We start from the raw sequence: 19,118 nt of genomic DNA, 5'->3' as shown, positions 1-19,118 counted from the left end.
TCAGGCGTTGACGTCAACCACAACGCGCCCCTGCACCTGACCTTGCAGAATGTCTGCGCCAAGTTGCGGCAGATCGGTCAGCGTTGCGGGTTTTACCATCGCTTCCAGCTTGTCCATCGGCAGGTCTTTGGCGACCCGCTCCCAGGCACGCAGACGGTTGTCATAAGGCTGCATCACACTGTCGATCCCCAACAGGTTCACACCGCGCAGCAGGAACGGAATAACTGTCGCAGGCAAACCAGCGCCACCGGCCAGACCAACGGCTGCGACCGAGCCGCCGTATTTCACCTGACCCAGCACACGTGCCAACATCGCGCCGCCAACGGCGTCCACACAACCGGCCCAAGTCTCGGCCTCAAGCGGACGTTTCACCGTCTCGTTGAGCTCTTCACGGGCCACGATCTGTGTCGCGCCCAATGATTTCAGATACTCACCACTTTCCGGCCGTCCGGTCACACCGGCAACCTCGTAGCCACGGTTGGCCAAAATTGCGACCGCCACAGATCCAACGCCACCTGCCGCGCCAGTCACCAGAACCGGTCCCTTGTCCGGCGTCAGGCCATGATCTTCCAGAGCCATGACTGACAACATAGACGTAAAGCCCGCGGTGCCCACCGCCATCGCTTGCGCAGGTGTCAGGCCAGCAGGCAGCGGCACCAGCCAGTCGGCTTTGACCCGCGCCTTCTGCGCATAGCCGCCCCAGTGCATTTCCCCCACGCGCCACCCGGTCAGCACAACTTTGTCGCCCGGTTTGTAGCGGTCGTCATTTGACGCTTCTACTGTGCCGGCAAAATCGATTCCCGGAACATGGGGATAGTTGCGCACCAAGCCGCCCCCTTTGGGCGACAGGCACAGCCCGTCTTTGTAGTTCACTGTCGAATATTCGACCGCAACGGTCACATCACCATCCGGCAGCGTGCTTTCGTCGATCTCCTTGATCACGGCGCTCGCCAGACCTTCGTCGTTCTGTTCCATCATCAGTGCTTTGAACATTTCATCTCTCCTTTGCGCCAGCGGTCCCGCCTCCGGCATCATCTTGAATTTTTGCTGCGCCACAGGTCCATGCCCCCGACACGCGCGTTATTGCCAAAAGGCTTCGTAAACCGTCGCCGGACGCACCCCGTCCGGTGTCACCACATCAACTTCGGTGCTGGTGTTCCAATGGGTCATCCGGATCATGCCGATCGACACGTTGGTGTTGAAATCCGGTGACCATGCGCTGCTGCTGATATTGCCCACATGCTGGTCCCCATCCATCACCGGCCACAGTTGGCCGCACGGCGGCACCGGCGCCCCGTGAATTTCAACCGGTCGAATTTGGCGCACGGGACCTTCCTGCGCCACCCGCAACAAGGCATCCCGACCGACACAACCAATTGCCGTGTTGGTGTTACAGAACCGCCCAAGTCCGCATTCGTGCGGCGTGTTGTCGTCGGTCATGTCATTGCCATAGCTCAACAACCCGCCCTCAATCCGTTCAATTAAGTTCGGACAGCCCGCATGCACATCCAGATCTTTGCCCGCTTCCATAAGGGCGTTCCAAAGCGGCATGCCAATGTCGCTGCCCTCGACATAAATCTCATATCCGCCCTGTTTGGAATATCCCGACCGCGCGACCACGAGGCTGCGCCCCTGAAAATCAAACCAGCCGAACCGGAAAAACCGCACGTCGCGTACTTTTTCGCCAAACACGCGCGCCATCAATTCTTCTGCCTTCGGCCCTTGTACGGCCAGCGGGCTCACGTCAGGTTCATCAACCAGCACATCAAGGCGATAGCCATAGGCGATACCCTTGACCCAAAACAGCAAATCGCTGTCGGCGATAGAAATCCACCACCGATCCTCGGCCAGTTTGACCGCCACCGGATCGTTCAGCATACCGCCGGTCTCATCTACAATCGGCACGTAATAACACTGCCCCGGCAGCATGCCACGCAAATCCCGAGGCGTCAGCATCTGCATCAGACGCCCCGCATCCGGTCCCCGCACTTCGACTTGGCGCTCCACCGCCACATCCCAGACCTGAACCGCCGATTTCAAGTGGCGATAGTCTTCTTCGACCGACCGAAATACGGTTGGCAAAAGCATGTGGTTGTAAACTGTATAGGCTTTGACGCCCGCCGCCTCCACGCCATCGGAGAACGCAGTGCGACGCAGACGCCGCGATAAAGAAATCAGTGTCACGATGTGCCCTCCGGCATCAAAACAAGGTCGGTGGCCCCGGGGTCTCGCCCGAAGCCTGTTAGTAGTGCATGGATCTGCCCGCGGTGATGGGTTTGATGGTTGAACAAACCCATCACACACAGGCTCATAGGTTTGCTCATGTCCGCGTTCATCATCTGCGCATGCCAGTGCAAATCACCACTTAAGCTTTCGGGTGTAACACCCTCAGCCCAATGCAAAATTCTCTGATCCATCCTCTGGCGCTCCTGCGCCCAGATCGCAAATGTCGCGCAAATCTCCGCGTGGTCTTTCGCCGAAACCGCAGGCCCATCGCCTCCGTCAAACCGGCTCATCCACAGGGCATCGCCCCACAAAATGTGATTGAGCGTCGCCATGACCGAGCCGAAAAACGCGCCACGATCGGCCCGCAAATCCGCCTCGGTCAGCTTTTCACACGCCGCCCGCAGCTGCCCGTTCTGCCACGCATTGTAACGCGCCATCGTCAGACAATATTGCGGCGAAATCGACATCACTTGGGTCCCTTCCAGTCGATCGGACAGATCTCAGCGGATTTGCCGCCAAAGTCCCAAACGCGGCCGAAATCACGCACTTTGGACTTGGTGCCCACAGCCGCAATGATGTCCGGCCCCATCCAGTATTTGGAGTTGGAAATCATCACCGGATGGTCAGGGCTCGAACCCTCCAACATCTCGACTTCACCTTGGATTTTGCGCCCCACATAAAGCCCGCGCTTTTTGCCATCGCGCACGATCTCGACCTTTTCGCGCTCGGCACTGAAAATGTCGCTGACCAACATGGTGAACAACCCGGTCGTGCCGCCTGCTTTGCCCGAGAAAATTTCAAGCAATCCCTGATAGGCTTTGCCGCTGGCACGATCATCCACATAGGCCGCAACGCGCCAATCGCCCTCGGCCATCTTGCCCGGAATATAGACCATCAGACCCACGTTCAGCCCCGACAGGTCTTCGCCTTCGTAGTGACCTTCATCAATCGCGATGGCCATCCATGCCTTACAGTCGCCCTCGGTTGGCGGGTGCTGACCCAAGGAAACCACGCAGGGACAAAACACCGTACAGGAACAGTTCAGGATCAACTCGCCTTTGATGGCCCATTCCGTCGGCGTCATTTTACGCCGCTTTGGATGGGTCATCCGGTTGTCGATCCGTTGCGACACCGGCAGCTTATCTGCTTCCGCTTTACGCTCTACAGCCATGATTATCCTCCATAAAACAAGTTGGGAAAGGCGCAGATCACGCCTCCGCCAATGATCAAAACCACGCCCATCGGCTTCGTCACCCGATGGCCAATCTGTGGCAGTTTCTCCAAAACCATGAACAGCGTCGCTAGACCCATCCACAACAAATTCATCACACCGCCGACAAAGCCAAGCGCCATAAAACCCCAACAACAGCCGACACAAAACGCGCCCAATCCAAGCCCCATCCGCACCCCGCCGCCAAAGCCGGTTTTCCAGTGGCCCAGGAAATAGCTCATCGGGCTGTGGCAGACGCCATGACAGACTTCTTTTGCCCGCGTGAACTGAAACGCGCCCACGGCGATCATCAAGGCTCCAGCAACCCAAGGGCTTTTGGCGATTCCCAGCATGTCGATGACGCCGCCAAACAACAGCGCCAATTGAACGCCTGCGATAGCAGCGGCAAAACCAACCCAAACCACGAAATAGCCAAGCAACACCCCGGCCCAGCCTGCCCAAGTGCCATCTGCGCTGACCATCAACCGCTGATAGTTGGTCAATGTTGGCACCATCGTCGGCAACATCATTGCAGCCATCATGATGGCCCACATGGCAAACAGCGGTCCAAAATTGGCCATCGGCATGTACATCGGCATCCGCGGGTCCATAGCCGCCATGCGTGCGCCCATCTCACCCGGTCGGCCAATCAGATCCAGATCCATAGAACGCGCCATATCGAACATGACCCACCATGCCGCCAAAATGGCCGCAAAGAACGTCAGCCACAAAACGCTGCGCGCAGTTAGGAAATCGGTGCGTGTCATATCCCCTCCCAGAAACGTGGCGCCGACTTCTTTCCCAAGTGCCGACTCGACCTTTAACAAATTTAATGTCAGACAATTGAATGTGCCGCAAACATTAAATGTCTGACATATGAAAATTGACCCTCAAAGTTCCGCCGACCTCTCCGCCCAAATCGCCAAGGCTATCCGCGATGCCATCATTGGCGGCGAGATGATCGTTGATGAACGCCTGCCGTCCGAAACCGAGCTTTGCGACCAATTCGATGTGTCGCGCTCCACTGTGCGCGAGGCCTTAAAACGTCTTGCGGCGCAAAACCTGATCCGCACCCAACGCGGCGCCACTGGCGGCGCGTTTGTGCGCAGGCTCAGCTATGACGAGGCACAAGCCCAACACGTCACCACCTCGACCCTGTTGCTGTCGATGAACGCGGTCGATTTTGAAACCGCCTGCGAGGCCCGCTTCGCCCTTGAACGTGCTTGCGCCCCGCTTTCTGCCGAACGCCGAACGCCCGACAACCTCGCCACAATGCGCGCCGAAATTCACCGTCAGGGTCAGCCGGGCCTGTCTGACGAACGATTCTGTGATTCAGACGTCGCCTTCCACCGCGCTCTTGTGGATGGTGCAGGCAATCCGGTTCTGTCCTACCAACTCGCCGGTGCGGTCGAGGCCATGCAGCCTCTGATGAACATGATCACGTTCACCCAGCGCAACCGCGACCAGATCATCGCCCTCCATACCCAAATCGCCGACGCGCTTGACGCCCAAGACGGCGCGAAGGCCGACATCGTTCTCTCTCAATTGTCGGACTACACCCTCACGCTCGGACGACAAGCCATGGAAGCCCGCGCCAACCGCGCCAAGTCCTAAACGCTATGCCCGCTCAGGCGCGGCGACCTCGTCGCCGCTCACGTCTCGCGCTCACGCATATGTGCATCTCGGTACCCGATATGCTGTGGCATGATGGGATAACCCTTCAAAGGAGCATATGATGCACGCACCTTTTTATAACCGCCGCTCTTTCTTGCGCTCTGCCGGGCTGACAACCTTGGCGATTTCCTCGGGATTGGCCTCCCCGGTGACCGCGCAAACCTTCAAGCCAACCAAAACCATGCGGGGCGGTGCCAACAACTACCAACCCAATGCGCCGTTTCGCGACGCGCTTGGCGAGGGTTTCCACATCAGTGGCAAAGTTCGCCTTGCCGGCAAAGGCCAGCCCATCGGTAACGCGCGCATTCAGATTTGGGCCGCCACAACCATCGGCGGCGAGCGCGAACCGCGCAATCACGGCTCGGTGCTGACGCAGGCGGACGGATCCTATCATTTGGAAATGCACCAGATCGTTCCCAATTTCGGCCAGCCACATGCGCATCTCGCTTATGATGACCCCCACTTCAAAACCGTGTTTTTGCGCCCTGTGATGCCAAGCGCCAAAGACACCTCCCTGAACGTCGACTTTGTCCTGACACCGGCGTAACCTGCCTTCCATGGCGCAGACGGAAACAAAGCGGACACGCCGCTCAAACACCAGTTCCATTGTGATTTGGAGCGGGCTTATTTTCGCCTTGGCGACCCCGCTGATCGTTGCCAGCTTCAGCCCCTATCTCGCCTATCGAAATCCCGCCTATATCGCAGCCGGTTTCGCGGGCATCTTGGCGTTGTTGCTGCTCATCTTGCAGCCACTCTTCGCAGGTCTTCTCCTGCCAAACGTACCCCTGCGCACAGCGCGCCTTTGGCACCGCGCCACCGGTAGCCTGATAATTGTAGCCGTTGTCGTGCATGTCGCCGGCCTATTTGTCACCAGCCCGCCAGACACGCTTGATGCATTGTTTCTAGTGTCCCCGACGCCTTTCTCACTCTATGGCGTGTTGGCACTCTGGGGCGTCATCCTGACCGGGCTGCTGGTCGCACTGCGTCGCAAATTGCCACTGCGCTACCTACCTTGGGCGATCCTGCATAACACTCTGGCTTTCTTGATTGTGATGACAACCGTTGTTCATGCATTGCTCATAGAGGGCACGATGGGACCGCTTTCAAAGTGGCTCACCTGTCTCGCGGTTGTGTTGCTGACCACTTGGGTTTTGTACGACATCCGCATCCGACGGAAAAAGGCGCCTTCAAGGGGCTGAATACGCTGATTGGGTGCACGTTAAACGCACTCCCGCGATACCGCCGCAATTCCGATGCAATACAGACGACTGTTTGACAGGCACCAAACGTCCCCCTTGCGACTCGCGCACTGCGCGCATATCTATCTGGTGTTCCTTCGGGGACTATGGACATAAACGCGCTTGTAATAAACGGATCGGACCCGGGGGCGGTACCCGGCGTCTCCACCAAACATCCTTCATTTGGGGATCATGGGGACGAAATAGGATCGACGGACGTCTAAAGAAGTTAGCTTTGTTTCGGCTGTCTGCCACCGTTATCGGCGAAACTTGTACAATTGCAAATGACAATCGTGCTCCGGCAATGGCAGTTGCAGCGTAAGCTGTAAATGTCGCCGAAACTTAACTCCTTGGGTTTAGCGACCTAAGGCGGGGTTCGCAGGCACCTGGCAACAGAAGCCTGCACTTACCCACACAAACGGTAACCTTTCGATAACCAATTTAGGTTACTTCGTGACTTGGGGGCTTAGGGTAAAAAGCCAATGAACAAAAAATCTATTCTCACCAACTGGTATCAACGGGTTTGGGTCGAGTGCGATCTGACAGCCATTGACGAATATCTCGCACCTGACACCGAGGCTGAGGGCCTGCTGCCCGAATTCACGGTTGATTCAAAGGACTTCCGTGCGCTTGTTCCGATGTGTCTGGCCCTTGTCGAAAACTTGGAAGTAAGCGTCGACAAAGTCTTGGAAGACGGCGATTGGGCGGCTGCATTGATTTCAATGCGGGCAATCAGTCCCACGACAAGCCAGCCTGTGATGGTGACAGGACAACTTTTTGCGCGGTTTAAGGACGATATGATCGTCGAAGCCTACAATGGGCTCGATACCATGTCCTTCTTCACGCAACTTGGTCTGTTGCCTGAGCAATCGCTGGAATTCTGCTTGTCAGGTCAAAAGATCGCATAACGCAGAGGTATGACTTGCCTCTTTGGGTAGCACCGCTAGCAAAGACACATGGTACTTTAGACACCCCTCTCCGAGCTTTTCCGCACCTTTGGGCGCATTGGGCTGTTGTCGTTTGGCGGCCCTGTCGCGCAGATCAGCCTGATGCACCAAAGCCTTGTTGAAGACAAAGGCTGGCTCAAGGAAAGGGACTTCCTCGGCGCGCTGTCGTTTTGCATGTTGATGCTCGGACCGGAGGCGATGCAACTGGCCACTTTCTGTGGCTGGAAGCTGCGCGGAACGATTGGCCGTCTGATAGCGGGGTTGCTGTTTGTCCTGCCGGGCGCTGCGGTGATTTTGCCTTGGTTGCCATTTATGCGTCGTTCGGAGACACGCCGCTGATTAGTGCTGCGTTTCTGGGCGTCAGAGCCGCGGTGGTCACACAGTTTGTCGCGACCCTCGCTGGTACAGCGGGCTCGGATTGGGGCTCGCAGCCGGCTTTAAAGCGCTTTGGTGCACGTTTATCCCCTGTTTTTTATGGGTTTTCGCCGGAGCACCGCATGTCGACCGAATTCTCGCGGTCCCAAGGCTCAACGCCGCCCTGACCTATATTTCCGCGGCTGTTGTCGGTGTCATCGCCAACCTCGGCATCTGGTTCATCATCAATTTGGTCTTTGCGGAAACGGTCCCAACTCCCGTTGGTTTGCTGCCCGACCTAACCTCCGTTGATGTGACAGCCGCAGGCCTGACGGTGCGTGCCACAGGTTTGATGCTCAGGCTGCGCGTCTTCCTTCTGCCCACTCTCGGCCTTTGCGCAGTAGCCGCCTTAACCGCCAGTCTCATCGGGGGGGCGCTGTAAGGTCACAACCCCAGACGCTAAAATTCGCGCAGTCGTCTTTTGTTTCGCGCCGAATCTACTATGCTGAACCAACGTCACTCAAAGAGAAGAGCCATGTCCCGCACCATCGACTATGGAAACCTCATGCACCGCGCCATGCGGTCGCTTATTCAGGATGTGCTCACCGATGTGCAATCCGATGGCCTACCGGGCGAACATCACTTCTTTATCACCTTTGATACACAACATCCGGACGTGGACATCGCTCCCTGGCTGTCGGACAGATATCCCGGTGAAATGACTGTTGTGATGCAGCATTGGTACGACAACTTGCGCGTCACCGACGAAGGTTTCGCCATCACGCTGAATTTCGGGGACAATCCGGAACCGCTGTATATCCCGTATGATTCCATCAAAACATTTGTCGACCCCTCGGTCGAGTTTGGCCTGCGCTTTGAAACGCAGGACGATGAGGATGAGGATCACGAGCTGCAGGACGAGTCGGACGAAGAAATCGAAATTGAAGAAGTGCCAGAAGAACCACGCAAAGATGCCGAAGTGGTCTCTTTGGACAGTTTCCGCAAATAGCAGGCCGCTTTAAGAGCGACCAATGCCGCTGTCCTCGCCGCAAATCCGTTGGCGTCGCGCGCGAATTTCTTGGGCCATAAAGTCCACAAACCGTCGCACCCGCATGGTTTTGCGCAACTCTCCATGCATCAAAATCCAAATCCACCGGTTCAACTCTATCGTCGTCCCGGGCATTTGCACAAAATCTTGATCACCATAGACAGATGACGCTGGCAAATAGCCAAATCCCATCCCGGCTCGGATCATCTCCTTTTGCATCACGACCTCGCGCGCCACATGCCGTGCATTGGCTTTGCTATACGGGGTGCGGACGCTCCAGCGCTGCACATCATCCGTATCCGTCCACGCCACCCAATCAAGCCCCTGCCCGTCAGGTCCAGCGAGCGGGACTTTGTCCGCCAAATACGCGCGACTGCAATAGATCCCGATCGCGGTCTGCGCCAGTTTTCTGCCGACTACATCATCAGTCACGTCATAGGCCACGCGTATCGACACATCCGCCTCCAACCGATTGAGATCCTCAAACCTGTTCGTGACCGTGATATCCAACGTAATGTCGGGATAGGCCTCTGAAAACGCACCAAAAATCTCTGGTAAAAAATCAAATGCCAAGATCGGTGGCACCGAAACCTTCACGATCCCAACGGCTTCCTGATCCAGGCCCAGTACCCGAGCTTTCGCCCCATTCATTGCATCTTCAGCAGCTTCGGCGAGCGGTAGCAGACTTTCACCAGCTGGCGTCAATGACATTCCGCCACGGGTGCGATCAAACAAACGCACTCCGTAGCTTTCCTCAAGCGTTTTGACATGGCGATCGACCGTCGCATGGGTTGCGCCAAGTGACGAAGCCGCCGCCCGGAGGCTGCCATTGCGTGCAATCGCTAGGAAATATGGCATTGCTGACCAGTCCACGAAATCCCTCCATGTAACAAAAACGGACCACTGCGTCACGATTTCAGCGGTTCCGGATCAAAATATAGCCACTTAATTGTTCATCACAACAGGAGGAGACACAAACATGCCCGAAGTCACAGTTCACACCACCATCAACGCGCCCGTCCAAGACGTCTGGACCGCTTGGGATGACTATGCCCACATCGAAAAGTTCAATCCCAACCTCAGCCGCTCATTCCTGCTGGATGGCAGCCAAAACACCGGTCTGGGCGCAGAGCGCCAGTGCACGATGACGGACGGCAAAAATTTCATTCAGGAACGCATCGTCGAATACCAACCCAACCGCCGCATGAAGGTCGAAATTTTTGACGGAACATTTCCGCTCAAGGAAAACTTTGCCACCATCGACATGCGTCAGACCGGTCCAAACATGACCGAGCTCCATTTCAAAATGGAGTTTGTTCCCAAATATGGTCTACTTGGCCGGTTGATGGTGCCTATGATGAAGCCGCAGTTCCGTAAACTTCTTGGGTCTCTCATTGACGCCAACAAGGCCTATATCGAACGAGGCGAAGTGGTCGCACGCGCCGCGTAACCGGCAAATTGCGTGGCTGCGTCCATTCGCGGCCCGCAATACGCAACTTGTTAGCGGTATCCCACGGTATACAGTATTGATATTCTGTCTGCTTCCGCTAGAAAGCCGGTGAACGTAACACCGGAGGTCATGATGGCAGATACCCGCACCGAAACCGACAGCTTTGGCCCGCTTGAGGTTCCATCCGACAAGTATTGGGGCGCGCAGACGCAGCGCTCGATCATGAACTTCCCGATTGGCTGGGAAAAGCAACCCGTCGCCATCGTGCGCGCGCTGGGCGTGATCAAACAAGCCTGCGCAATGCAGAACAAGGCCACTGGCAGCATGGATGCGACCATTGCGGACGCTGTCATTCAGGCCGCATCCGAAGTTGTCGCCGGTAAATTTGACGACAATTTCCCGCTGGTCGTTTGGCAGACCGGTTCTGGTACGCAATCCAACATGAACTCCAACGAGGTCATCGCCAACCGCGCAATCGAGATCCTCGGTGGCGTGATTGGGTCCAAAGATCCCGTGCACCCTAACGACCATTGCAACATGGGGCAGTCGTCCAACGACACCTTCCCAACAGCCATGCACATCGGCGCAGCAATGATGGTGCGCGACACGCTGCTGCCTGGCTTGACTAAATTGGCCGAAGGTCTTGAGGCCAAATCCAATGAGTTCAAAGACATCATCAAAATCGGTCGCACACACACCCAAGACGCGACACCACTGACATTGGGTCAGGAATTCGGCGGCTACGCTCACCAGATCCGCCAAGGCATCGCCCGCATCAACGCGGCCCTGCCCGGCATCTATGAACTGGCTCAAGGCGGCACCGCGGTTGGCACGGGCCTGAACACCCAAAACGGTTGGGGCGAAGCTGTTGCGGCCCATATGGCAGAAATCACCGGCCTGCCCTTTGTGACTGCGCCCAACAAATTCGAGGCCCTCGCCGCACACGACGCGATGGTCTTTATGTCCGGCGCTTTGGCCACCGTGGCCGGCTCGATGTACAAAATCGCCAACGACATCCGATTCTTGGGCTCCGGTCCACGTTCGGGCCTTGGCGAATTGATCCTTCCAGAAAACGAACCTGGCTCCTCAATCATGCCGGGCAAAGTGAACCCGACACAGGCCGAAGCCATGACGCAGGTCGCCGCCCACGTGATGGGCAACAACGCGGCCATGACATTTGCCGGCTCGCAAGGTCACTTCGAGCTGAACGTCTATAACCCGATGATGTCCTATAACCTGTTGCAATCCATGCAACTTTTGGGTGACGTCGCTGACAGCTTCACCACGCGCATGCTCAACGGCATCCAAGCCAACGAGCCGCGTATCGACAAGCTGATGAAAGAAAGCCTGATGCTTGTGACTGCATTGGCGCCAACAATCGGCTACGACAACGCCACCAAGGTCGCCAAAACGGCCCACAAGAACGGCACCACGCTCAAAGAAGAAGCCATCGCGCTGGGCTTTGTCGACGAAGCCACCTTTGACGCGGTTGTGCGACCAGAGCAGATGATCGGCCCCAAAGACTAAAGTTTGGCGACTTACCGAACTCAATAGATGGCCTCCGGTTTTTCCGGAGGCCTTTTTTGTCAATAACTGCGACGGAAACCGGCCCCTGCTGCGTTTTACTCTCACGCGCAAAGGAGATCACCGTGCAACGCTTCATTTCTCCCTACTATCTTTGGGTCATCCTCGCCCTGCCCGCAGCCATGATGACCAACCAGCTTGTGACTTCACCGGATCCCCGGATCGCCCATATTCTCCTGCATCCGAGCGGAGAGTTTGCCGCGCGATTTTTGATCATTGCGATGCTGGCGACCCCGCTTACCATGTTGTTCAAAGGCTGGCGGGGTCCGATCTGGCTCAAGAAAAACCGACGCTACTTCGGGGTGGCGGCTTTTGCATACGCTGCGCTACATACCGTGCTTTATGTCGTTGATCTTGCCACGCTTGATCGCATCATCGCAGACCTGCCCAAACTCTGGATCTGGACTGGCTGGGTGGCTTTTGCGATCTTTATCCCACTGGCCGTCACCTCCAGCGACTACTTTGTGCGGCGTATGGGGCCGAACTGGAAATCTCTGCAACGCTGGACTTATCCCGCTGCGATTCTGACTTTTTTGCATTGGGTCGCGTTGCACAATTGGGAAGAACCCGCCGCCGCCATCGTACACTTCACACCGCTGGCCGCCCTGACGATCTTTCGGCTGTGGGATAACTTCAACCGTCGCCGCAAACGTCGCATTTCGACTCCGGCTTAATGGATCAACGCGCGGGCCTTGGCGCCCGCGCGCTCCCGGTTTAGGGTCAGATCCATGAGCAACGTTACCAACCTAAATCAGTTCCGTAAAACCAAGGCCAAAGCCGCCCGCAAAACGCATGCGGATGAGAACGCTGTCAAATTCGGGCGCACCAAAGCGCAAAAAGACCTTGAGACAGCCCTGCAGGAAAAATCGACGCGGGATTTAGACGGTAAGGAAACAGAATGACCCGACCGGTCAAGCGCTCCCTGACCCTGCGCGGTCACAGAACCAGTGTGTCACTCGAAGATGATTTCTGGCGCGCTTTTCGAGAGATTGCGGAAGAAAAAGACATCCCTATCAACGCGCTAGCAGCCGAGATTGATGCCGAACGCGACCTCAAGGCAGGCCTCGCAACCGCGATCCGTCTCTATGTTCTGAACCATTACCGGTCCAAATCCGCACCATCCTGAAGCCGCCCACACACGACAGTCGTGTCTAACTCGCCTCGGATGCGACGAGCCGAATCCGCTCAATCATGGCCCGCAAACCGTTAGAGCGTTGCGAACTCAGATGCTCGTTCAGGCCCAACCGGGTCATCTCGGCGCGCGCGTCGACCTTTGTCACTTCGGCCACAGGCACACCATTATAGAGCTTGCGCAACACAGCAATCAGCCCGCTCACAATCATCGCGTCGCTAGCACCTTCAAAAGAAAACACACCCGCTTCAATCTTGGGGTGCAACCACACCTGACTGGCACAACCATCCACTTTCGTAGCGGGCACTCTAAATGCCTCATCCAAAGGTTCCATCGACTTGCCCTGGTCGATCACATAGCGATAGCGATCTTCCCAATCCTCAAGGAACTCAAAATCCTCGACAATCTCTTCAAAGGCTTCAGTGGCCATGTCCGCGGTCTCCTTTTGACGATACTGAGTTAAGCGCCGCACACCAAAAGGTCCAGCCTTGCCAAACATACTTTTCAACTGCCCCGTGATCAGGTAACCCATTGAAACAAAGAATGAGGCCCCTCCGATGCGCATTGCCCTTGCTGTTCTCTTGATGTCCACGCTCACGCTGACTGCGTGCCAATCCCGGCTCAACCCATTTAACTGGTTTGGCAACGACAGCGAGGTGCAGGTTGAAGTCGACGAAACCGAAGTCAATCCGTTGGTGCCGAATTCAAAAGGTGGCAACCCGATCTTGGGCAAACGGCCTGAGCCGGTTTATGGCGGCACCATTGTGGCACAAGTGAAATCGGTTCAAGTTCACCGTGTTCCGGAAGGCGCAATGATAGAAGTGATCGGTGTTTCAAACATTCATGGCGCCCACACGGTCAAGCTCGACCCGCAAAATGGCGGTGAACCTGAGCGTGGCGTTCTGACGTACAAGCTTTTGGCGATACATCCTCAAGGCGGCTATACCGGTGGGTCGGAGCAATCCCGCGAAATCTCGGTGGCGCATATTCTGACACCTGCCCAGCTCGAAGGTGTGCGAACCATTCGCGTCGTTGCAGCCACAAACGCACGCGAAACCCGGCGCTGAGGTATTTTAAACAAAAAACCTACCACCGCGCTTTGCTTCGATTCCGCAAACACCAAAAGTGCGTCTCCTAGTGTGCCCCAATGACGCTTCACATCAGCGGTATAATAAGGAGAGACTTGGTGCGGCGTAAAAACCCGACAAGTTCAAACTGGCTCCAACAACTACGACGGCGGGCACAACCAGACGCAAACCTCAAAACAATATGCAATCTACAATTTGATCTATGAAGCTTTCACCAAGCCCCAAGTGATCTTCGATAAGAATGCTTTGGGAATTTGACAACCGAATATATAGATCGCCGTTTTCTTGCTGCGTTACGCCGTTCGCTATCCAGTCCGCCACATCGGTAAAAGTCGCCAATACGTCGAATTCGGTCAAATCTAACACATCATGGCTGGAGCCATATGTTCTGAAGTCCGTAATAGTATCGGAAAAGAACCCAGTATCGGATCTAAAGACAAATGTATCCGCACCCGTCCCACCGGTGAGCTCATTAAAGCCACTGCCTCCATGTAGGCTATCATTTCCGGTTCCTCCGTCCATGATATCGCTCCCGGAACCGCCATCCAGCACATCGTTGCCAAAAGAGCCATTCATGCTGTCCGCACCGGCATCCCCGAAAAGGAAATCCGTGCCAGCACCGCCATCAAGGGTATCTCCGCCACTACCTCCATGTAGCGTGTCAGCCCCGCCCCCACCATTCAGTGCGTCTAGACCATCCCCACCATCTAATGTGTCGTCGCCTTGTTGCCCTGCTAACTCGTCGTTACCGGTTCCCCCAATCAGCGTATCATGACCGTCGCCTCCTGAAAGGTAATCCGCGCCACCATCGCCGGAAAGCAGGTCGTTATCCCTCCCTCCATGGAGAAAATCGTTACCGGTTCCGCCGTACAAGTAGTCATCATCGTCTCGGCCGTAGAGCGTATCTGTCCCGCTTTCGCCATAAAGAGTATCGTTGCCAGAAGCACCGCCAAGTACGTCATCTCCTGACCCGCCTCTTACAGTGTCGTCTCCTGTACCTCCCCATACGCGATCTGACCCGCCTCCACCGTCAATTGTATCGTCGCCGGCTCCCCCAAAAAGACGGTCGTTGCCTCCGCTTCCCGATAAATTGTCGTCACCCACCGAACCAAACAAGCTATCATTGCCTGCCATTCCTGACAGATCATCGTTGCCGATACCGCCATATAAGGCATCCGACCCGCTTCCACCGGACAGTTCATCTTCTCCGGAAGCGCCAAAAAGGCGATCTAAACCCTCGCCGCCGGACATAGAGTCGTCTCCGCCTCCACCATAAAGTAAGTCGTTGCCTCCTTGGCCCGACATCTGATCGTTGCCCGATCCACCCCACAATTTGTCGTTGATACCCCCACCGGCTTCACCGGCACCGTTTGTATCTCCGCCAAAGATCACGTCATCTCCCGGTCCACCAAAGATCGTGTCTGCACCGCTATCGCCAAGCAACAAATCGGCCCCAACGCCGCCTCTCAACCGGTCACCACCCGCGCCGCCATGGATAGTGTCATCACCGCTTTGACCGAAAACGACATCTGCGCTGTTGCCTGCGGTGACTTCATCACTCTCCGCTTTTGCTAGGATAAAATCCTTACCGTTGTGGCCACTAATTGTGTCGGATGCAGAGGTCCCAAAAAACCGTTTTGGCATTGAATAAACCTTTTTGAAGGTAACAGGTTACGACGTTCCACGTACCTTAGAATTTTTTGAGATCTCCAAGCTGTCGGATTATGTATAGAGATTGGGCTCTAAAGATTAGGCCTATGTCCAAAAGGATAGAGGCTCCAATGGAGATGACCTCCAAAACTCAGACCAGTCGTTAGTGCGGTTCAGTTTGCGAAAGAAACAGCTCAGGAAAGAGAAAAGAGAACCGCGCGCCTTCTTCCAACAACGACGAAGCGCCTAAGGCGATCTGTGGGGGATTTATCTGTCGGAATTTTGCTGAAATTGCGGGCTTTTCGCAGCCGTGGTCTGAGATAGACGCTGAAGGATGCACAATTTTACAAGTCTTCGACTCCCAACCACGGCCCCGACATGTCGAAGCCCAATACAAAAACTCCGCGGCGGACGGCTGGCCGTTCATGCTCATGACAAAACAGATCGCCAAAGCCGTTTTCAAATAATGGCACCCAGAGGCCCATCGGCAAACGTGTTGGAAGAAGTCTCAGACATGTCCCTAATCTCTCAAACCAGATCGCGCGAAATGAGATAGGACCCGCGTTGCAATTCGCGCGATATGCGGAAAGAAAAAGACAAGAAATTCCGTCGCAGAACTTTACAAAGTCAAAATGTCAGCCGCCGGCAGGCGTCCACGGCCTGCGACACGGCGACTGAAAAACTGACTGACGGTCAAGCCATTCGGTTTCGCTGTCCAACCTGACCCGCCGGTCAGCTGTAAAGGCACGCGGTTTGAACCCATTCTAACTTTGATCAGGTATCTGTGAGGCAGAAACACACACTCTCTTAGACCACTCCTGAACCCACCAACCGCGCAAGCCGACCGGTGTTTCAAATCGCTCAGACTGCCGTCAAAGTTGCATTAAGAAGCAGGTTTGTGGTAGATTTCTGCATTCATTGTCGGTCTTGGCGACAAGCCCGACAAACAAATATCTTTTATTTTTTTGATTTTTTTGGAGGCTGACATGGGAATTTCTCCCCTCGATCTCGAAGATGTCGACACAAAAGACGGCGTACTCATCCAACGCGGATTACAAAAACTGGGGTTTTACGACGGCTCGTTCCGCGGCACACCGGGAGCCATAACCAAAGCAGCCTATTCCGCCTATCGCAGCGACGGGCCGGAGTCTGACGCCACTGTAACCTCGCCCCAAACGTCCACGGGCACTCAACTTGACTACAACAGCAAAGTGAAGGCCGAGCTGGCGTTTCCTGGCACTGTAAAAGACGGCGCACGAGGGATAAAAGCGCGCAGGGTGCAGGAATGGTTGACTTTCAACGACTTCCGCACCGCAGTAGATGACGACTTTGGTGCTGCCACGGAACGGGCGCTCAAAGATTTTCAAGCCTCAAAAAGCTTAAACCAAACCGGAGTGGTTGACGAGGCAACGTGGGCCCAACTCACAGCACCTATGTTGCGTGCCTTTTCCACCCCTTCAACGGGTGCCGGACAGACTCTGTCCGAAACCGTGTTCACTGTCGCCCGCCAACATCTGCGCGAGCACCCCGTAGAAATCGGCGGTCAGAACCGGGGGCCATGGGTGCGCGCTTACATGAATGGCAATGAGGGTAACCCCTGGCCCTGGTGTGCTGGTTTTGTGACCTTCGTACTCAAGCAGGCCGCGCAGGTTTCAGGAACAAAAACGCCAATCACCGGATCGTTTTCCTGTGATGTTCTGGCAAACCAAGCCAAGGAAAAATCACGCTTTGTATCCGAAAACAGCATTAAGAAAGATGCCAGTCTCTTTACCAATGCCCATCTCGGAGAGTGCTGCATTTTTCTTGTCCGCCGCACGTCAACGGACTGGACCCACACAGGGTTTGCGTTCAATTACGACGGCTCGACTTTCCAGACCATCGAAGGAAACACCAATGATGAGGGGTCGCGGGAAGGCTATGAGGTTTGCCGTCGAACTAGGGGGCGCGGCAAAATGGACTTCATTAAACTCGACTAAGACATGATAAGAAATCCAAGGACGGGTAGCCGAACTATTCTGGCACGCCCCAAGAATTGAACACTTAGTCTTCTAGATGTCGTAAAACCCTGGGTTTCGAGGTCTGGACTGGGATCCGCCCTGTCCACCAATGCGCGTCTTGATTGTGCATCAAAGGCGTTCATTGAGGGGCCCAAAATTGCTGGGGGCTTTGCTTGGTAATTTTACGTTCAAGGACAGACGGTTAAAGACACGCAAATTTGTTTTCCCGATGGGGTTATGCGTCGCTGCCAGCAAGACGAGGATAGTCTACGCGCTAGATGCAGACACGGTTTTGATCTTTTGAATGCTCCGCCTCGCTCATGCGGTTTGGGTCAGCGGATGCGAAATAAATGGGCCATAAACGCGAAAAGCGCCCCAAGCTGGAGCGCTTTCTCGATTACTTCCAATCACTTAGAGGGTGATTGGCTCCGGCGGTAGGGATCGAACCTACGACCAATTGATTAACAGTCAACTGCTCTACCGCTGAGCTACGCCGGAATGTGAGGGGTGATATAGCGATGGAATTCTGAGAGGTCCAGAGGCTTTGACCAAGTTTTTGCCATTTGCACAAAAAAACTTTTACCGACGTTCGAAAACCGCCTTTTCGCCCAGATCCCCAACCGGAGATATGATGTTTTTACCAACCAAATCAACAAGGTGCGCGAACACATTGCGCGTGGCTGCTGGCAACAATGCCGCAGGTGTATCCGTGTATATCCGGGCCGCCAAGGCTGAAGCTGTAGCAGGTCCATCGCTCAGCGCAGCCAGAATCTCTGCCTCCCGCCCCAAGCGATGCGACACCAGCCAATCCAGTCGCGCATGGGGCATATCAATTGGCGCACCATGTCCGGCATGAAATACCCGCCAGGACCGTGCTTGCAGCTTGGCACAACTTTGCATGAAGTCGCTAAGATCACCGTCTGGCGGCGACACCAGCGAACTGGCCCATCCCATCACATGATCGCCCACAAAGCACACATCCCCCCACGCAAGGGCGATGTGGTTTCCAAAATGGCCCGGAGTATGAATAACCTCGAGCGTCCAGGTGTCTCCGGTGATTTCGTCACCCTCTGCCACAACAATATCCGGTGAAAACGCTACATCGACGCCTTCACCACCGCCGGCCAGCCCCTGCCCGGCTAAACTGTCCATTACCGCGCTACGCCCTGCTTCGGGTCCACCAAAAGCCCAAACCTTGGCTCCGACTTTGCGGGCCAAACGCGCAGCCAATGGGGAATGATCCACGTGCGCATGGGTCACAACCACGTGGGTAATGGACTGCTCTGGCCCCACGGACGCCAAAATAGCCTCAAGATGCGCATCGCTGTCCGGACCCGGATCTATTACGCACAGCCCACGCTCGCCAAGCAGATATGTGTTGGTTCCTCGAAAGGTCATCGGTGATGGATTGGGAGCCAAAACGCGGCGCAATCCCGGCTCTAAAACCTCTGCGACGCCCACTGGCGGGTCAAATGCGAGAATTTCGTCGTCCATGGTCTTTCCTTCCCCAATGAGTCACG

23 protein-coding genes, 1 tRNA gene and 1 other RNA gene are annotated in these 19,118 nt (G+C 55.6%); 15 read left to right on the top strand and 10 right to left on the bottom strand.

The window, feature by feature from the left end; translation table 11 throughout:
• The 5 genes from acuI to PG871_RS13655 all read right to left on the bottom strand — a co-directional run bounded on the left by acuI (position 1) and on the right by PG871_RS13655 (position 4,203).
• A complete protein-coding gene (gene acuI / locus PG871_RS13675) occupies positions 1-993 on the bottom strand; it encodes an acrylyl-CoA reductase (NADPH) (protein ID WP_270730173.1) in 993 nt (330 codons plus the stop codon).
• An 87-nt stretch (positions 994-1,080) separates the two neighbouring features.
• Positions 1,081-2,184 (bottom strand): dimethylsulfoniopropionate demethylase, encoded by a 1,104-nt coding sequence (locus tag PG871_RS13670; protein WP_270730171.1) that lies wholly within the window; start codon positions 2,182-2,184, stop codon positions 1,081-1,083.
• The gene (locus PG871_RS13665; RefSeq protein WP_270730170.1) at positions 2,181-2,693 is read right to left on the bottom strand and encodes a DinB family protein; all 513 of its coding nucleotides are present in this window, start codon (positions 2,691-2,693) and stop codon (positions 2,181-2,183) included. Before PG871_RS13665 ends, PG871_RS13670 begins: the two co-directional genes overlap by 4 nt.
• Complete coding sequence (locus PG871_RS13660; protein ID WP_270730168.1) at positions 2,693-3,397, bottom strand: DUF1326 domain-containing protein; 705 nt, start codon at positions 3,395-3,397, stop codon at positions 2,693-2,695. The genes PG871_RS13665 and PG871_RS13660 overlap by 1 nt, the downstream gene beginning before the upstream one ends.
• A gap of 2 nt (positions 3,398-3,399) precedes the next feature.
• The gene (locus tag PG871_RS13655) at positions 3,400-4,203 is read right to left on the bottom strand and encodes a DUF2182 domain-containing protein (RefSeq protein ID WP_270730166.1); all 804 of its coding nucleotides are present in this window, start codon (positions 4,201-4,203) and stop codon (positions 3,400-3,402) included.
• Between the two features lie 109 nt (positions 4,204-4,312).
• Here PG871_RS13655 and PG871_RS13650 point away from each other — a divergent pair, with 109 nt between their 5' ends.
• From PG871_RS13650 to PG871_RS13615, 8 genes are all read left to right on the top strand, one after another.
• The gene (locus PG871_RS13650) at positions 4,313-5,050 is read left to right on the top strand and encodes a FadR/GntR family transcriptional regulator (RefSeq protein ID WP_270730164.1); all 738 of its coding nucleotides are present in this window, start codon (positions 4,313-4,315) and stop codon (positions 5,048-5,050) included.
• Between the two features lie 121 nt (positions 5,051-5,171).
• Positions 5,172-5,657, top strand: a complete 486-nt coding sequence (locus tag PG871_RS13645) for a twin-arginine translocation pathway signal (RefSeq protein ID WP_270730162.1) — start codon at positions 5,172-5,174, stop codon at positions 5,655-5,657.
• Positions 5,658-5,667: 10 nt separating this feature from the next.
• Positions 5,668-6,309 (top strand): ferric reductase-like transmembrane domain-containing protein, encoded by a 642-nt coding sequence (locus tag PG871_RS13640; protein WP_270730159.1) that lies wholly within the window; start codon positions 5,668-5,670, stop codon positions 6,307-6,309.
• A gap of 92 nt (positions 6,310-6,401) precedes the next feature.
• Positions 6,402-6,755, top strand: a transfer-messenger RNA (tmRNA) gene (gene ssrA, locus PG871_RS13635).
• Positions 6,756-6,830: 75 nt separating this feature from the next.
• Positions 6,831-7,256: an ester cyclase gene (locus PG871_RS13630; RefSeq protein WP_270730158.1), complete on the top strand. Its 426-nt coding sequence runs from the start codon at positions 6,831-6,833 to the stop codon at positions 7,254-7,256.
• A 105-nt stretch (positions 7,257-7,361) separates the two neighbouring features.
• On the top strand, positions 7,362-7,634 hold the full coding sequence (locus PG871_RS13625; protein WP_443020493.1) for a chromate transporter: 273 nt from the start codon (positions 7,362-7,364) through the stop codon (positions 7,632-7,634).
• Between the two features lie 79 nt (positions 7,635-7,713).
• The gene (locus PG871_RS13620) at positions 7,714-8,091 is read left to right on the top strand and encodes a chromate transporter (RefSeq protein WP_270730156.1); all 378 of its coding nucleotides are present in this window, start codon (positions 7,714-7,716) and stop codon (positions 8,089-8,091) included.
• Positions 8,092-8,184: 93 nt separating this feature from the next.
• The gene (locus PG871_RS13615) at positions 8,185-8,658 is read left to right on the top strand and encodes an SspB family protein (RefSeq protein WP_270730154.1); all 474 of its coding nucleotides are present in this window, start codon (positions 8,185-8,187) and stop codon (positions 8,656-8,658) included.
• Between the two features lie 9 nt (positions 8,659-8,667).
• On the opposite strand, the gene PG871_RS13610 is transcribed toward PG871_RS13615, so the two are convergent.
• On the bottom strand, positions 8,668-9,570 hold the full coding sequence (locus tag PG871_RS13610; RefSeq protein ID WP_270730152.1) for a LysR family transcriptional regulator: 903 nt from the start codon (positions 9,568-9,570) through the stop codon (positions 8,668-8,670).
• A gap of 106 nt (positions 9,571-9,676) precedes the next feature.
• Between PG871_RS13610 and PG871_RS13605 the strand changes: the two genes are divergently transcribed.
• The 5 genes from PG871_RS13605 to PG871_RS13585 all read left to right on the top strand — a co-directional run bounded on the left by PG871_RS13605 (position 9,677) and on the right by PG871_RS13585 (position 12,857).
• Positions 9,677-10,147, top strand: coding sequence for an SRPBCC family protein (locus PG871_RS13605; protein WP_270730150.1), 471 nt, complete (start codon positions 9,677-9,679; stop codon positions 10,145-10,147).
• Positions 10,148-10,279: 132 nt separating this feature from the next.
• The gene (fumC, locus tag PG871_RS13600; protein ID WP_270730149.1) at positions 10,280-11,674 is read left to right on the top strand and encodes a class II fumarate hydratase; all 1,395 of its coding nucleotides are present in this window, start codon (positions 10,280-10,282) and stop codon (positions 11,672-11,674) included.
• A gap of 122 nt (positions 11,675-11,796) precedes the next feature.
• Complete coding sequence (locus tag PG871_RS13595; RefSeq protein ID WP_270730148.1) at positions 11,797-12,405, top strand: sulfite oxidase heme-binding subunit YedZ; 609 nt, start codon at positions 11,797-11,799, stop codon at positions 12,403-12,405.
• 54 nt (positions 12,406-12,459) lie between these two features.
• Positions 12,460-12,633 (top strand): DUF4169 family protein, encoded by a 174-nt coding sequence (locus tag PG871_RS13590; protein ID WP_270730145.1) that lies wholly within the window; start codon positions 12,460-12,462, stop codon positions 12,631-12,633.
• A complete protein-coding gene (locus tag PG871_RS13585) occupies positions 12,630-12,857 on the top strand; it encodes a ribbon-helix-helix domain-containing protein (RefSeq protein ID WP_270730143.1) in 228 nt (75 codons plus the stop codon). Before PG871_RS13590 ends, PG871_RS13585 begins: the two co-directional genes overlap by 4 nt.
• Before the next feature lie 25 nt (positions 12,858-12,882).
• On the opposite strand, the gene PG871_RS13580 is transcribed toward PG871_RS13585, so the two are convergent.
• Entirely contained in the window at positions 12,883-13,293 is a 411-nt protein-coding gene (locus PG871_RS13580; RefSeq protein ID WP_270730141.1) for a SufE family protein, read from the bottom strand.
• A 127-nt stretch (positions 13,294-13,420) separates the two neighbouring features.
• Here PG871_RS13580 and PG871_RS13575 point away from each other — a divergent pair, with 127 nt between their 5' ends.
• Positions 13,421-13,930, top strand: a complete 510-nt coding sequence (locus tag PG871_RS13575) for a hypothetical protein (RefSeq protein ID WP_270730139.1) — start codon at positions 13,421-13,423, stop codon at positions 13,928-13,930.
• Between the two features lie 192 nt (positions 13,931-14,122).
• Here the strand turns inward: PG871_RS13575 and PG871_RS13570 are convergent, their stop codons facing one another.
• The gene (locus tag PG871_RS13570; RefSeq protein WP_270730138.1) at positions 14,123-15,595 is read right to left on the bottom strand and encodes a calcium-binding protein; all 1,473 of its coding nucleotides are present in this window, start codon (positions 15,593-15,595) and stop codon (positions 14,123-14,125) included.
• 971 nt (positions 15,596-16,566) lie between these two features.
• Between PG871_RS13570 and PG871_RS13565 the strand changes: the two genes are divergently transcribed.
• Entirely contained in the window at positions 16,567-17,577 is a 1,011-nt protein-coding gene (locus tag PG871_RS13565; protein WP_270730136.1) for a peptidoglycan-binding domain-containing protein, read from the top strand.
• A 444-nt stretch (positions 17,578-18,021) separates the two neighbouring features.
• Here PG871_RS13565 and PG871_RS13560 read toward each other — a convergent pair.
• Together PG871_RS13560 and PG871_RS13555 are read right to left on the bottom strand one after the other, a co-directional pair.
• Positions 18,022-18,096 (bottom strand) — tRNA-Asn (locus PG871_RS13560).
• An 81-nt stretch (positions 18,097-18,177) separates the two neighbouring features.
• Positions 18,178-19,092: an MBL fold metallo-hydrolase gene (locus PG871_RS13555; protein WP_270730134.1), complete on the bottom strand. Its 915-nt coding sequence runs from the start codon at positions 19,090-19,092 to the stop codon at positions 18,178-18,180.
• Positions 19,093-19,118 lie beyond the last annotated feature (26 nt).

Origin of the sequence: Shimia sp. Alg240-R146 (assembly GCF_947331465.1) — a bacterium.
Classification (GTDB): domain Bacteria; phylum Pseudomonadota; class Alphaproteobacteria; order Rhodobacterales; family Rhodobacteraceae; genus Shimia.
Note: the sequence above shows the minus strand (reverse complement) of the source record. Positions and strands in the feature narration are given on the sequence as shown.

Excerpts from the sequence above, each read along its gene's own strand:
- acuI (WP_270730173.1), bottom strand. The coding sequence starts at position 993 with ATGTTCAAAGCACTGATGATGGAACAGAACGACGAAGGTCTGGCGAGC.
- PG871_RS13665 (WP_270730170.1), bottom strand. The coding sequence starts at position 2,693 with ATGTCGATTTCGCCGCAATATTGTCTGACGATGGCGCGTTACAATGCG.
- PG871_RS13660 (WP_270730168.1), bottom strand. The coding sequence starts at position 3,397 with ATGGCTGTAGAGCGTAAAGCGGAAGCAGATAAGCTGCCGGTGTCGCAA.
- PG871_RS13655 (WP_270730166.1), bottom strand. The coding sequence starts at position 4,203 with ATGACACGCACCGATTTCCTAACTGCGCGCAGCGTTTTGTGGCTGACG.
- PG871_RS13650 (WP_270730164.1), top strand. The coding sequence starts at position 4,313 with ATGAAAATTGACCCTCAAAGTTCCGCCGACCTCTCCGCCCAAATCGCC.
- PG871_RS13645 (WP_270730162.1), top strand. The coding sequence starts at position 5,172 with ATGCACGCACCTTTTTATAACCGCCGCTCTTTCTTGCGCTCTGCCGGG.
- PG871_RS13640 (WP_270730159.1), top strand. The coding sequence starts at position 5,668 with ATGGCGCAGACGGAAACAAAGCGGACACGCCGCTCAAACACCAGTTCC.
- PG871_RS13630 (WP_270730158.1), top strand. The coding sequence starts at position 6,831 with ATGAACAAAAAATCTATTCTCACCAACTGGTATCAACGGGTTTGGGTC.
- PG871_RS13615 (WP_270730154.1), top strand. The coding sequence starts at position 8,185 with ATGTCCCGCACCATCGACTATGGAAACCTCATGCACCGCGCCATGCGG.
- PG871_RS13605 (WP_270730150.1), top strand. The coding sequence starts at position 9,677 with ATGCCCGAAGTCACAGTTCACACCACCATCAACGCGCCCGTCCAAGAC.
- fumC (WP_270730149.1), top strand. The coding sequence starts at position 10,280 with ATGGCAGATACCCGCACCGAAACCGACAGCTTTGGCCCGCTTGAGGTT.
- PG871_RS13590 (WP_270730145.1), top strand. The coding sequence starts at position 12,460 with ATGAGCAACGTTACCAACCTAAATCAGTTCCGTAAAACCAAGGCCAAA.
- PG871_RS13585 (WP_270730143.1), top strand. The coding sequence starts at position 12,630 with ATGACCCGACCGGTCAAGCGCTCCCTGACCCTGCGCGGTCACAGAACC.
- PG871_RS13580 (WP_270730141.1), bottom strand. The coding sequence starts at position 13,293 with ATGGCCACTGAAGCCTTTGAAGAGATTGTCGAGGATTTTGAGTTCCTT.
- PG871_RS13575 (WP_270730139.1), top strand. The coding sequence starts at position 13,421 with ATGCGCATTGCCCTTGCTGTTCTCTTGATGTCCACGCTCACGCTGACT.
- PG871_RS13570 (WP_270730138.1), bottom strand. The coding sequence starts at position 15,595 with ATGCCAAAACGGTTTTTTGGGACCTCTGCATCCGACACAATTAGTGGC.
- PG871_RS13555 (WP_270730134.1), bottom strand. The coding sequence starts at position 19,092 with ATGGACGACGAAATTCTCGCATTTGACCCGCCAGTGGGCGTCGCAGAG.